Raw genomic sequence first — 13,457 nt, forward strand, 5'->3', positions numbered from 1 at the left:
GGGGTCACGCCGGGATCGTCGCGGGAAGCCGCAGCCCGGCCTGTTCCATCAGCGGCACGACCTCGGACAGAAAGAAGGGAAGGTCGTCGAGGAAGTTGAGGAAGGTCAGCGTCGTGCCGGCGAAGCCGGCGCGATGCAGCGCCAGCATGGAATCCACGACATCCTCGGGCGTGCCGATCATGGGCAGCGCGCCATTGCCTCCGGCGAAGCGGATGCGCGCGTCATGGGCCTGCGCGCTCGGCGTGCTGGCATTCTTCGAGCGCGTACCGATGTAGTGGTCCACCGCCGCGAAATCACCCATCTCCTCCGCGTAGTAGCGATGGAAGTCCTGCGCCTCCTTTCGCGTGGGCCGGCACACCAGGTAGGAGGTGGCGATCGTCGGCAGCACCGGCCGGCCCAGCGTGGCGCAGCGGGCGGCCAGGTCCGCATTCACCTGCGCCCCGTATTCCAGGCTGGGGATGCTGGTGAGGAGAAAGTCCGAGCAGGCGATGGCATAGTCCCGCCCGGGGCCGGAGGACGCGGCGTTGATGACGAGGGGCCGCGGCTGCTGGACCGATCCGGGCTGGCCGATGATGCCCTTCAGGCCCGGGAAATGCTTGCCGTCATGGTCGAACTCCTCCTCCGGCCCCTGCATGATGCGGGACCAGATCTCGTACCACTCCCGCCCCTGGGCGTAGCGCTCGTCGTGCTCGAGCTGGTTGTGGCCGAACATGTCGAAATCGGCCTGGTTCCAGCCGCAGACGATGTTCAGCCCGGCTCTCCCGTGGCTGACATGGTCGATCGTCGTCATGGCCTTGGCGGCGAAGATCGGATGCACGATCGGCGTGTGCACCGTGGAGAACAGCGCGATGCGCTTCGTCACCGCGGCCAGCGCCGCCGCATGGGTCAGCGTCTCGAAGGACCAGAGGCGGTTGTTGATCTCGCCCGGCACGCCCTTCCAGCGGGCGATCGGGATCAGGTAGTCGAGCCCGCCGTCGTCGGCCATGCGGGCCAGCGCCTCGATGTCGTCCCAGCGGGCGCGCCAGCGCTCCGGTGCCGTGGTGAGGGCGTTGCCGCCGTCGTGCAGATAGCCGAACAGCCCGATCTTGAAGGGCTGCGGCCCCCGCATGGGGTTGATCACCGGAGACATGGGGCGCTCCTCACACCGTCGCGTCGATACGGACCAGGCCGCCGAAGCGACTCAGCCGGCCGATACCCGGCAAGGTTCCATCCGAATTTGAATGGAGCAACCGATGATCGCTTCGCGCCGTGCCTACGAGTTGTTGGGCCACGCGCTGCCGTCCCTGCTCTCGTCATCGTTCCATCCTCCCGACGCCTGGAGCCTCCGGCAAGCCGGATACCGTGCACAACAAGCGGTAATGCCGCGTCCTGACGACTCGTCCGGGGCCGCTTTCCGCCTCTCCTGCTATGATCCCGGCGGGAAAGGAACTCGCACGACACATCGGCGCAACCTGCTTCGCCGTCGCAGGACGCAACGGAGCAACTGCGAAGGATGTGACATGCCCCGCCCGGTTCATCTCGCCGCTGCCGCCCTGGCCTGGCTGACCCTTGCGGTCTCGCCCGTCGCCGCCCAGAAGGTCGTGCGCGCGGTCATGGATGCGGATCTCCGCTTTCTCGATCCGATCTACTCGCCGGCCTACATCACGCGCTCCGTGGCCTACCTGATCTACGACATGCTGTTCGCCCTGGATGGCGAAGGGCGATACCAGCCGCAGATGGTCGAGCGCCACGAGGTCAGCAGCGATGGACTCGTGTGGACCTTCAGGCTGCGCGAAGGCCTGGTCTTCAGCGACGGCCAGCCGGTGAAGGCCGAGGACTGCGTGGCGTCGATCCGCCGCTGGGGCGCACGGGACGGCTTCGGCCGGCTTCTCATGGAGCGCACCGCCGCGCTCGAGGTGGTGGACGAGCGCACCTTCACCATCCGCCTCGCCCGCCCCTTCGGCTTCGTGATCGAGGCGCTGGGCAAGCCGAGCAGCTACGTGCCGGTCATCATGCCCGCGCGCATCGCGGCGAACACCGAGCCCACCGCCCAGGCGCAGGAGATCGTCGGCTCCGGCCCCTTCCTGTTCCGCAGGGAGCAATGGGTTCCCGGAAGCCGCGTGGTCTTCGAGCGCAACCCGGCCTACCGGCCGCGGTCCGAGCCTCCCAGCGGCTTCGCGGGCGGCAAGGTCGTGCATATCGACCGGCTCGAATTCCACAACATCACGGATCCCTCCACGGCCGTCGCCGCGCTGGAACGCGGCGAGATCGACTACATCCAGTATGCGCCGCTCGATCTCCTGCCGCGCCTGAGCCGCAACCGCCAGATCCGCGTGGACTATTCCGCGGGCCTCACCAATTTCCTCGGCGTCTTCCGGATGAACCACACGCAGCCGCCCTTCGACAATCCGCTGGTGCGCAGGGCGGTCCAGGCGGCGCTGAGCCAGGAGGACAGCCTGGCCGCCGTGGGCGTGCCGGAGGGCCAGCGGCGCCCCTGCTTCTCCCTGCTGATGTGCGGCGGCCCCTTCGAGTCCGACGCCGGCAGCGGGCCTCTGCGGCAGCCGAGCATCGAGCGGGCGCGCGAACTGCTGCGGGCCTCTGGCTACAACAACCAGCGCACCGTGCTGCTGCACAGCACGGACGTGCAGGCGATCGACCTGCCGGCGACCGTGGTGCAGCAGACCCTTCGCAGCATCGGGATGAACGTGGAGGATCAGGCCATGGACTGGCCCACCCTCTCCGAGCGCCGGCTGAACCGCAATCCCGTGGATGGCGGCGGCTGGAGCGGCTGGACGGCCATCTATTCCGGTTACGACGCCGCGAACCCCCTCACCAACTACTTCATCGGCTACACCTGCCAGGCCTTTTCCGGCTGGTCCTGCGACGAGGAGAGCAGGGGCCTCGTCCAGCAATTCGCGGATACGGCCGAACCCGCGCGCCAGCGCGCCATCGCCGCCCGGCTGCAGGAGCGGGCGAACGAGACGGTCTCGGTGGTCGCGCTGGGCCAGTTCCCCATTCCCGCCCTATACCGCAGCAACCTTCGCGGCGTGCTGTCCACCGGCATTCCGCTGTTCTGGAACATGGACCGGTAGGTCCCAACCGCGGGGGCGAACGCTCTACGCCCCCCGGCTCTTCATCATGGCCGCCGCCTTCTCGGCGATCATGATGGTCGGTGCATTGGTGTTCCCGTTCACCAGCACCGGCATGATCGACGCGTCCACGACGCGCAGCCCCGCCACGCCGTTCACCCTCAGCTCGGGATCCACCACGGCGGCCGGGTCTCCGCCCATCCGGCACGTGCCGACGGGGTGATAGACCGTGACGGACTTCTGGCGGACCAGCGCGGCAATCCCGGCCGCATCGGCGCGCCCCGGCCCCGGCTCGACTTCCTCCGAGACATAGGGCTGCAGCGCCTTCTGATGGACCACCTCCCGAATCCGCTGCACGCCGCGCACCAGCGCGCGCATGTCTTCCGCCACGCTGCAATAGCGCGGGTCGATCGCCGGATGCTCCAGCGGGTCGGTTGACTTCAGGCGAATGGTTCCGCGGCTGGCCGGCACGCCCTGGTTCACCTGCACCATCCAGCCGTGCTCCTCCGGCAGGCGCTTCGGCGTATCGGTCATCAGGGCCAGCAGGACATGAACCTGCATGTCCGGCACCTCGAGCCGCTCGTCGCTGCGGAAGAAGCCGCCGGCCGGCATGGGGCTGGTCGTCAGGAACCCCTTCCGGAAGAGCGCGTACTCCGCTCCTGCCTGCGCCGCATGGATCGGGTTGCGGTAGCGGTAGGCCGTGATCGGCAGGTTGCAGCGCATGCGGACGCGATAGCAGAGATGATCCTGCAGGTTCTCGCCGACCTGCGGCGAATCCTGCTGCACCTCGACGCCCATCGCGCGGAGGTGCTCGGCCGGGCCGATGCCCGACAGCATCAGCAGCTGCGGCGAGTTGATGGCCCCGCCGCAGAGCACGGTCTCGCGCTCGGCGCGGATGACGCGCTGCACGCCGCCCACCAGGACCTCCGCGCCCAGCGCCATGCCCTTCTCCACCAGCAGCCGAAGGCAATGGGCCCGGCTCAGCACGGTCAGATTCCTGCGCCCCCGTGCAGGGGCGAGGAAGGCGGAGGCGGTGCCCCAGCGCTGCGCCCGGCGGATGGTCATGTCGTAGTGGCCGAAGCCTTCCTGGCTCGTTCCGTTGAAGTCATCGGTCAGCGGAAGTCCCGCCTCGGCCGCCGCGGCGATGAAGGCGTCGCCGATCTCATGGGTGGAGCCGCCGCGGCGCACATGCAGCGGCCCTTCGGCGCCGTGCATCTCCGAGGCGCCGCGCTCGCTGCCTTCGGACAGGCGGAAATAGGGCAGGACATCCTCGAACGACCAGCCCGTGCAGCCCATCTGACGCCAGCCGTCGTAGTCGCGCCGGTTGCCCCGCACATAGAGCATGCCGTTGATCGCGCTCGAGCCGCCCAGCACCTTCCCGCGCGCCCAGGGCAGACGCCGGTCGTCCAGATGCTTCTGCGGCTCGGTCTGGTAGCCCCAGTTCGTGCTCTCCCGCGTCACGGTCTGGTAGAGCATCCCCGGCACGCGATTCAGGGTCAGCGCATCGCTGCCTCCGGCCTCCAGCAGGATGACCCGGCAGGCCGGATCCTCCGACAGCCGGTTCGCCAGGACGCAGCCGGCCGAGCCGGCGCCGATGATCAGGTAGTCGCAGCCATCCTGTTCCACGCCGAGCCTCCGTGATCTCGACGCAGTTTCCACCGCACGGCGATCATGCCAAGCAACCGCTCCTGCCGCGCCGCCCGACTTTTCCTAGGGCCGGATAGCAGAGGCCCGGCGGCCTAGCATTTGTAGGTCTTGCCCGGCAGTTCTCTCCGGTTGCCCCCGGGGAAAATTCCAGGCCCCATGGGAGGCGCGCAGGATCGACGTCCGGGGGTGAAGAGCATGCGGTGCAGAGCGATGGCGGCGGGTCTCATGATGGCGGCGGCGGCCATGGCCGCGCCGGCCGCCCTCGCGCAGGACCAGGCGCCGCTGCGCATCGCGCTCGACGGCGAGCTGCAGATCCTCGATCCCGTCGTCACCAGCGCCTATCTCACGCGCAACTTTTCCCTGATGGTGTTCGACACGCTGATCGCCCAGGACGCGGACGGCGCCTACCGCCCGCAGATGCTGGAATCCTGGCAGGTGAGCGAGGATCGCCTGACCTACAGCTTCACCCTGCGCGAGGGCCTCGAATGGCATGACGGCGCTCCCGTCACGGCGGAGGACTGCGTGGCCTCCATCCGCCGCTGGGCCTCCCGCGACGGCATGGGCCGGCTGATGATGGCCGCCGCCGGCGAGCTCCGTGTCGTCGACCAGCGCCGCTTCGTCCTGCAGCTGGCGCGTCCCTTCGGCTTCGTCATCGAGGCGCTGGGCAAGGCCAGCAGCAACCTGCCGGCGATGATGCCCGCGCGCCTCGCCGCGACCGATCCCACGCGCGCCATCCCCGAGGTGATCGGCTCCGGACCCTACCGCTTCGTCCCGTCGGAATACCGGGCCGGCGACCGCGCGGTCTTCGCCCGCAATCCGCGCTACCGCCCCCGCGACGAGCCGGCCAACGGGCTGGCCGGCGGCAAGGTGGTGCATTTCGCCCGCGCGGAGTTCGTCTCGATTCCCGACACCGCCACCAAGGTCGCGGCGCTGCAGCGCGGCGAGGTGGATTTCGTCCAGCGCGTGCCCTTCGACTACCTCGCGCAGCTCCGCCGCGACCCGAACATCCGCATTCCCTCCGGCCGGGGCGTGCCGCAGTTCATGGGCGTGGTGCAGGTCAACCAGGCGCAGCCGCCCTTCGACAACCCGCTGCTGCGCCAGGCCGTCCAGCAGCTCATGGACCAGCCGGAATACCTGGCGGCGCTCGGCCTGCCCGCGGACATGTTCCTGCCGCGGTGCCTCTCCATCTACACCTGCTCCTCGCCCTACGCCTCCGAGGCGGGCGCGGAGCGGCTGGGCGATCCGAGCCTGGAGCGCGCCCGCGCCCTGATGCGCCAGGCCGGCTATGCCGGCCAGCCCGTCGTCCTGCTGCAGAGCGCGGACGTGCCCATCATCAACACGGTCTCGCTCGTCACGATCGACCGCATGCAGCGGGCCGGCTTCAACGTGCAGGTCCGCTCGACCGACTGGAGCTCGATCGCCCAGCAGCGCTGGAACAGGAACCCGCCGGGCAGCGGCGGCTGGAGCGTGCTGCCGCTCATCTGGGCCGCCGAGGACCTGACCACGCCGCTCAGCAACTACCCCATCGCCAACAACTGCCGGAACTATCCGGGCTGGGCCTGCGACGAGGCGATCAACGACCTGCTGGTGCGGTTCGGCGCGGAAAGCGACCTCGAGAAGCGGCGCGAGATCGCCGCGCAGATCCAGGCCCGTGCGCATGAGAGCGTGTCGCTCTCGCTGGCCGGCCAGTTCGCCGTGCCGCCGGCCTACCGCGCGAACCTGACGGGCATGATTGCCGCCGAGGTTCCGGTGTTCTGGAATGTCCGCCGCGAAGGGCGTTGAAGACGCACCCCCGTTGGTTCCGATCCCCGAAGGACCCTGCCTCATGACGTCCAGCCTGTTCTCCCCCGGCCGGCTCGGCCCGGTCGTCCTTCCGAACCGCATCATGGTCTCGCCCATGGCGCAGTACAGCGCCGTGGACCACATGCCGCAGCCCTGGCATCTGCAGCACCTGGGCAGCCTGGCCGTCTCCGGCCCGGCGCTGGTGATGATCGAATCCACGACGGTGGAGCCCATGGGCTACGGCAACGTCAGCAACCTGGCGCTGCACAGCGATGCGCAGGAGGAGGCCTTCGCGCGGCTGATCTCCGGCCTCCGCAGCTTCTCCGACACGCGGCTCGGCCTTCAGCTCGGCCATTCCGGGCGCAAGGGCTCCTGCGCGCATCCCAGCGAGGGCGGGCATCCCCTGCATCCGGGCGCGGGGGGATGGCCCGTCTGCGGTCCCTCCGCGCTGGCCTTCGGCGAGGCCTGGCAGGTCCCGGTGGCGCTGGATGCCGCGGGGCTGCTCCGGGTGCGCGGTGCCTTCGCCCAGGCCGCCGCGCGGGCGGCCCGGCTCGACATCGACGTGCTGGAGCTGCACGGCGCCCATGGGTATCTGCTGCACAGCTTCCTCTCGGCCCTGTCGAACCAGCGCGAGGACGCCTATGGCGGCAGCTTCGAGAACCGCATGCGGTTTCCGCTGGAGGTGGCGGCCGCCGTGCGCGACGTGTGGCCCGCGAGCCGCGCCCTCGGCATGCGCATCAACTGCGCCGACTGGGTGGAGGGCGGCATCGGGATCGACGACATGGTGCTCTTCGCGTCGCGGCTGAAGGCGATCGGCTGCGACTATGTCTGCGTCTCCAGCGGCAGCATCGTGGACAGGGCCCGCCTGCCTGCCGGTCCTGGCTACCTGATCCCCTATGCCGGACGCATCCGTCGCGAGGCCGGCATCCAGTCCGTCGCCGTCGGCATGATCGTCGAGCCCGCTCTGGCGGAGGAGGCCATCGCCTCGGGCCAGGCGGACATGGTCGCGATCGCCCGCGCCTTCATCGACGACCCCCGCTGGGTCTGGCACGCGGCCCAGGCCCTGGGCGTCGACCTGCCCTACGGCTATCAGCATGAGCGTGCGCGTCCCTCGGTCTGGGCGGGCGCCCGGCTGGCGCGGCCGGCCTTCGCGCCGGTCGCCGCGTGACGCGCCGGCCTCTTTCCTGCCGCTGGAGCACATCATGGGTCGTCTGACGAACAAGCTCGCCATCGTGACGGGCGCCGCGAACGGCCTTGGCGCCGCCATCGCGCAGCGCCTGGGCGCGGAGGGCGCGCGGCTCGCGCTGCTCGACATCGACCAGGCCGGGCTGGACCGCGTTGCGGCGGAGCTCCGTGCCAAGGGCATCGAGGCTGTCGCCATGGCCGGCGACGTGACGGAGGAGCCCGTCGTCCAGGAGGCCTTCGCGCGCATCAAGGCCGAGTGCGGCGAGGCGGACGTGCTGGTGAACAATGTCGGCGGATCGCGCAACGCGCGCATCTGGGAGATGTCGGTCGCCGACTGGGACTTCACCATCAAGCTCAACCTGCGCTCGGCCTTCCTCTGCACCCGGGCGATCCTGCCCTCCATGATGGAGCGCAAGGCCGGCAGCATCGTCTGCCTGTCCTCGGGTTCGAGGAACGGCACGCCCTGGTCGGCGCTGAACAGCGGCGCCGCCGCCTATTCCGCGTCCAAGGGCGGCATCTCGAGCTTCGTGCGCGACGTGGCGATGGAGGTGTCCATGCTCGGCGTGCGGATCAACGCGGTGGCGCCCGGCCCCATCGAGACCGACCGCACGCGCGCCCTCTTCGCGCGCATGGAGGAGACGATGGAGCAGAGCCCCAACCGGATGGTGCCGATGCGCCGGCTGGGCCAGCCCTCGGAGATCGCGGACGCGGTGCTCTATCTGGCCTCCGACGAGTCCAGCTACGTGACCGGCGTGACGCTGGACGTCGCGGGCGGTCGTTGAGGAGGGCTCTGCCCTCCTCAACCTCCCAATTATTGGGGTCCAGGGCATAAAGCCCTGGTGGGGTGGGTCTGGGAGGGGCAAAGCCCCTCCCAGGGCGCCGTCGGCTCAGCCCTTCCGGAAGGCCGCGCTGGGATGGCCGGGGAGCGAGCGGGCGCCCCGCCCGAACAGCTTCTCGCGCAGCGTGCCGGGGCGGTACTCCGTCTTGTAGAGCCCCCGGCGCTGCAGTTCCGGCACGACATGCGCGACGATGTTGGCGATGGTCTCGGGCTTCACCGCCACCGCGATGTTGAAGCCGTCCACGTCGGCCTCCTCCAGCCAGGCCTCCAGCGCATCCACCACGCGCTTCGGCCCGCCGACGAGCACCGGCTGCGCGCCGTCGGGATTGAGGCTGTTGGCCACGTCGCCCACCGTCCAGGCCTTGCCGGTCGCGCCGCCCTTGACGAGGTTCTCCAGGGTGGACTGGATGCCGTTCCCGCTGCCCGTCGCGGTGATGGGCTGGTCGGGCGCCAGCGCCGCTAGGTCTGTGCCGGTGAAGCCGGACAGCCGTGCGAGGGCGCCGGGGGCATCGAGGTAGCCGACATATTCGGCGTGCAGATCCTCCGCCTCGGCATCCGTCGCCGCCGTGACGATGTTCATCGAGGGCATCACCTGGATGCCCTTGGGATCGCGGCCCTGGCGGGCGGCCTCCTCGCGCAGCCGGCGCACCCGCGGCGCCACCGCGTGGCGCGGGCCGGTCATGAAGACGGCCTCCGCGTGCCGCGCCGCGAAGCCGATCCCCTTGGGCGAGCTGCCCGCCTGATACAGCAGCGGCGTGCGCTGCGGCGAGGGCTCGCACATATGGATGCCGTCCAGCTTGAAGTACTGCCCCTCGTGCCGGATCGCGTGGATTCTGGCAGGGTCGGCATAGACGCCGCTGATGGTGTCGCGCAGGACCGCGCCGTCCTCCCAGCTCTCTTCCCAGAGGCGGTAGACGACCTCCATGAACTCCTCGGCGACGGCATAGCGCTCGTCGTGGCTCATCTGCCGGTCGTCGCCGCGCGCCCGGGCCGCGCTCTCCAGGAAGCCGGTGACGACGTTCCAGCCGATGCGGCCCTTGGTGAAATGGTCGAGCGTGGAGATCTTGCGGGCGAAGGCGTAGGGCGTCTCGTCCAGCACGCTGAAGGTGATGCCGAAGCCGAGATGCTTCGTGCAGGCGGCCATGGCGGAGACCAGCATGGACGGGTCGTTCCGCGGCACCATGACCGCGCTGCGCAGGCTCGCATCCGCCGAGCCGCCATAGACGTCGTAGATGCCGAGCGCGTCGGCCATGAAGACGCCGTCGAACAGCCCACGCTCGAGCAGCTGCGCGAAATCCGTCCAGTAGCCGAGGTCGCAGTAGTCCAGCGAATGGTCGCGCGGGTGGCGCCACAGGCCCTGGTGCGAATGCGTGACGGAATCCATCACGAAGGCGTTCAGGCGAATCTCCTTCACGGGGCGCTCCCTGCGCGGCTCACGGTCTTCATCCGGCATCTGGGGCACAGGGCCGGCGCGCCGGCAAGAACCGATCGCTCCAGGCGCGACCGACAATTCGTTGGGTGCGGGAGGAGCAAAGGTGCGCTTGACGGAAATGTCCGGGCGGCCGGACCATCCGTCCGGCAGGCCGATCGGACCAGCCTGTATCCGTTCGTCCCAGGCAGCGCCCATCGCCATGGCGCCGCCAGGAAAGAAGGAAGGAAGCCGATGCGAAGAATCCTCCTGGCCGCCCTGGCCGCAGGCGCCGCGCTGATGACGTCACCCGGCCGGGCCCAGCAGGCGCCTCTCCGCATGGTGATGAACACCGAGCTCCAGGTGCTCGACCCCGTCATCACCAACTCGCAGGCCACGCGCTATTTCGGCTTCATGGTCTTCGACACGCTGATCGCGATGGACAGCGCGGGCCGCTACCGGCCGCAGATGCTGGAGAGATGGGAGAGCAGCGCCGACCAGCTCACCTGGACCTTCCGCCTGCGCGAGGGCCTGCTCTGGAGCGACGGCACCAAGGTGACGGCCGAGGACTGCATCGCCTCGATCCGCCGCTGGGGCGCGCGCGACGGGCTCGGCAGCCAGCTGATGGCGGCGACGAGCGGCATGCGCCCGGTGGACGAGCGGACCTTCGTGCTGGAGCTCTCCCGCCCCTTCGGCCAGGTCATCGAGGCGCTGGGCAAGCCCGCGGTCATGGTGCCCTTCATGATGCCGGCTCGCATCGCCAACAGCGACCCCAGCCGCGCCATCACCGAGATCCTGGGCTCCGGCCCCTTCACCTTCAACCGCAACGAGTGGGTCTCGGGCAGCCGCGTCGTGTTCCGGCGCAACCCGCACTACCTGCCGCGCGACGAGCCGGCCGACGGGCTGGCGGGCGGCAAGCGCGTGCATTTCGACCGCGCCGAGTTCGTCTCCATGCCCGACCCCGCCACGAAGGTCGCGGCCCTCCTCGCCGGCGAGGTCGACTACCTGGAATACGTGCCGATCGACAGCCTGCCGCTGGTCCGGCGCAACCGCAACGTCACGCTCACGCGCCAGCCGCCGATGGGCCAGATCATGGGCGGCCTCACCATCAACCACGCCCAGCCGCCCTTCAACAACATCCGCATCCGCCAGGCCCTCGCCGCGGCGCTGAACCAGCGCGAGATCCTGGACGGGCTCGGCCTGCCGGAAGGCGCCGGGCAGCCCTGCGGCGCGATCTTCCTGTGCGGCGGCCCGCTCGAGACCGATGCCGGCGCCGAGCGCGTGCTCGCCGCCACGCCGGAACGGGGCCGCGCGGCCCTGGCCGCGGCGGGCTACAACGGCGAGCGCATCGTGGTGCTGCACGCGACCGATTCCACGCTGATCAACCCGATCTCGCTGGTCGTCATCGACCAGCTCAAGCGCGCGGGCTTCAACGTGGACGTCTGGGCCTCGGACTGGGCCTCGGTCTCGCAGCGCCGCCTGAGCCGCGAGCCGGTGGAGCGCGGCGGCTGGAGCCTGGTGCCGGTGGTGTGGCAGGGGGCCGACCTGTTCAACCCGCTCGCCAACTACGCCGTCGCCTACAACTGCAACAGCGCGGGCTATCCGGGCTGGTACTGCGATCCCGAGATGACGCCGCTGATCCAGCGCTTCGCCGCCACCGGCGACGAGGCGGAGCGGCGCGACCTGGCGCGGCGCATCCAGCTCCGCGTCCACGAGCACGTCACGCTCGGCTTCCTCGGCCAGTTCGCCGTTCCCGGCGGCTACCGGTCCAACCTGCGCGGCGTGCTCGAGGTGGGCTTCCCCGTGCTGTGGAACATCAGCCGCGCCGCCAACTGACCGCCCCGCGCAAGGAAAGAGAAGACCGATGCCCGACACCCCTCTCGACACCAGGCCTGGCTTCCGCCCGCTGACCGGCGCCTTCGGCGTGGAGGTGACGGGCGTCGATCTCAGCCGGGAGATTCCGCCCGACCTCGCCGCCCGGCTGCTCCAGGCCTATCGGGAGAGCGACCTGCTGCTGTTCCGCGGCCAGAAGATCAGCGCCGCCGATCAGAGCCGCTTCGCCGCCCTGTTCGGCGAGATCGCGATCCGCACCTCGCATTACGAGGGCGTGGCCAAGCCCGAATTCGCCGATCAGCAGCATGTCTCGAACCGCCGGGCCGACGGCATCCTGGGGGATGGCGAGCTCACCCTGCACGCCGACCATCTCTGGACGCCGGAGCCGCTCAACGCCCTGATGCTCTACGGCATCGAAGTGCCGGAGACCGGCGGCGAGACCCGCTTCTGCATCTCCGGCCGCGCCTTCGCGGCCATGCCGGAGGAGCTGCGCCGGAAGGTCGAGGGGCTGCGCTGCATCCACATGTACGATTTTCGCAAGAGCGACTACACGGCGCCCTACGACCTCAGCCGGCGCGGCCAGCCCAATGTGGCGGATGCGACGCACCCGATGGTCTGGACCGATCCCGCCAGCGGCCGCCGCGCCATCTGGTACAACGGCTCCACGACAGCGGCCATCGAAGGCCTCGGCGAGGCGGAGGTGCCGGGGCTGGTGGCGCTGCTCCGCCGCCATCTCGACGATCCCGCCGTCAACTACGTCCATCACTGGCGGGCCGGGGACCTGCTCGTCTGGAACAACCGCATGCTGCTGCACGCCCGCGCTCCCTTCGACCCCAGCCAGCCACGCACGCTCCGGCGCACCCCGATCCGCGCGGCGGCCTGAGCGATGATCGACGCCCCGCTCCCGCGCCCCGTCCCCGGGCGCCTGTCCGGCCGCATCGCCGTGGTCACCGCCGCGGCCTCCGGCATCGGCCGCGCCACCGCCATCCGCGTCGCGGCCGAGGGCGCCACCGTCGTCGCGATCGACCGCGATCCGCGCGTGGCCGAGACGCAGGCGGGCATCGCCGCCGCCGGCGGCACCGCCGAATCCCTGGAGCTCGACTGCACGGACCGCGCCGCCGTCGAGGCGGCCTTCGCCGGCATCGCGGCGCGCCATGGCCGCATCGACATCCTGGTGAACGGCGTCGGCCGCAGCGCCCGCGAGAAGATGACGGACTTCTGGAACTCCGATCCCGAGACCTGGGACATGGTGATCGCGGTCTCGCTCAAGAGCACCATGCTCTGCTCCCGCCAGGTGGTGTCGGGCATGCGCGAGCGGCGCTCGGGCCGCATCATCAACATCTCCTCGACCTCCTGGCTGACGCCGACCCCCTTCTTCCACGACTATGCCGCCGCCAAGGCCGGCGTGGTGGGCTTCACGCGGGTCCTGGCCATGGAGCTGGCCCCCTACATGGTGACGGCGAACTCCATCTCGCCGGGGCCGATCATGACGCCCGCCCTCGCGCCGCAGCCGCCGGGCGTCCAGGAGCGCATCAAGGCGCTCATCCCCCTCGGCGACTACGGCGCCCCCGAGGATATCGCGGCGGGCGTCTGCTACCTCGCCGCGGATGACGGGCGCTTCATCACCGGCCACAACCTGATCATCAGCGGCGGGCGCGGCATGGTGTAGCCGGCCGGCGGGCCGCGGAGACCGGCG

General features: G+C 70.2%; 10 protein-coding genes. 7 read left to right on the top strand and 3 right to left on the bottom strand.

Going from position 1 to position 13,457, the window contains the following annotated elements; translation table 11 throughout:
• Nucleotides 1-4 precede the first annotated feature (4 nt).
• On the bottom strand, nucleotides 5-1,129 hold the full coding sequence (locus AC1ROY_RS09025; protein WP_493148465.1) for an LLM class flavin-dependent oxidoreductase: 1,125 nt from the start codon (nucleotides 1,127-1,129) through the stop codon (nucleotides 5-7).
• A 370-nt stretch (nucleotides 1,130-1,499) separates the two neighbouring features.
• Here AC1ROY_RS09025 and AC1ROY_RS09030 point away from each other — a divergent pair, with 370 nt between their 5' ends.
• Complete coding sequence (locus tag AC1ROY_RS09030) at nucleotides 1,500-3,071, top strand: ABC transporter substrate-binding protein (RefSeq protein ID WP_493148466.1); 1,572 nt, start codon at nucleotides 1,500-1,502, stop codon at nucleotides 3,069-3,071.
• Between the two features lie 24 nt (nucleotides 3,072-3,095).
• On the opposite strand, the gene AC1ROY_RS09035 is transcribed toward AC1ROY_RS09030, so the two are convergent.
• Complete coding sequence (locus AC1ROY_RS09035; RefSeq protein ID WP_493148467.1) at nucleotides 3,096-4,694, bottom strand: GMC family oxidoreductase; 1,599 nt, start codon at nucleotides 4,692-4,694, stop codon at nucleotides 3,096-3,098.
• A gap of 231 nt (nucleotides 4,695-4,925) precedes the next feature.
• On the opposite strand from AC1ROY_RS09035, the gene AC1ROY_RS09040 reads away from it, so the two are divergent.
• From AC1ROY_RS09040 to AC1ROY_RS09050, 3 genes are read left to right on the top strand one after another with little or no spacing between them, the layout of a single operon-like run.
• The gene (locus tag AC1ROY_RS09040) at nucleotides 4,926-6,497 is read left to right on the top strand and encodes an ABC transporter substrate-binding protein (protein ID WP_493148468.1); all 1,572 of its coding nucleotides are present in this window, start codon (nucleotides 4,926-4,928) and stop codon (nucleotides 6,495-6,497) included.
• A gap of 43 nt (nucleotides 6,498-6,540) precedes the next feature.
• On the top strand, nucleotides 6,541-7,665 hold the full coding sequence (locus tag AC1ROY_RS09045; protein ID WP_493148469.1) for an oxidoreductase: 1,125 nt from the start codon (nucleotides 6,541-6,543) through the stop codon (nucleotides 7,663-7,665).
• A 34-nt stretch (nucleotides 7,666-7,699) separates the two neighbouring features.
• Nucleotides 7,700-8,464, top strand: a complete 765-nt coding sequence (locus tag AC1ROY_RS09050) for an SDR family NAD(P)-dependent oxidoreductase (protein WP_493148470.1) — start codon at nucleotides 7,700-7,702, stop codon at nucleotides 8,462-8,464.
• Between the two features lie 105 nt (nucleotides 8,465-8,569).
• Here AC1ROY_RS09050 and AC1ROY_RS09055 read toward each other — a convergent pair whose 3' ends face one another.
• On the bottom strand, nucleotides 8,570-9,934 hold the full coding sequence (locus tag AC1ROY_RS09055) for an LLM class flavin-dependent oxidoreductase (RefSeq protein WP_493148471.1): 1,365 nt from the start codon (nucleotides 9,932-9,934) through the stop codon (nucleotides 8,570-8,572).
• A gap of 249 nt (nucleotides 9,935-10,183) precedes the next feature.
• Here AC1ROY_RS09055 and AC1ROY_RS09060 point away from each other — a divergent pair, with 249 nt between their 5' ends.
• Genes AC1ROY_RS09060 through AC1ROY_RS09070 form a run of 3 tightly spaced genes read left to right on the top strand, consistent with a single transcriptional unit; the run spans nucleotide 10,184 to nucleotide 13,430 of the window.
• Nucleotides 10,184-11,764 carry an ABC transporter substrate-binding protein gene (locus AC1ROY_RS09060; RefSeq protein ID WP_493148472.1) on the top strand — a complete coding sequence of 527 codons (1,581 nt, stop codon included), beginning with the start codon at nucleotides 10,184-10,186 and terminating at the stop codon, nucleotides 11,762-11,764.
• 28 nt (nucleotides 11,765-11,792) lie between these two features.
• Nucleotides 11,793-12,644, top strand: coding sequence for a TauD/TfdA dioxygenase family protein (locus AC1ROY_RS09065; protein WP_493148473.1), 852 nt, complete (start codon nucleotides 11,793-11,795; stop codon nucleotides 12,642-12,644).
• Nucleotides 12,645-12,647: 3 nt separating this feature from the next.
• Nucleotides 12,648-13,430: an SDR family NAD(P)-dependent oxidoreductase gene (locus AC1ROY_RS09070; RefSeq protein ID WP_493148474.1), complete on the top strand. Its 783-nt coding sequence runs from the start codon at nucleotides 12,648-12,650 to the stop codon at nucleotides 13,428-13,430.
• The last annotated feature ends 27 nt before the right edge of the window (nucleotides 13,431-13,457 follow it).

Source organism: Roseococcus sp. GW821-FHT12F05 (genome assembly GCF_058806835.1).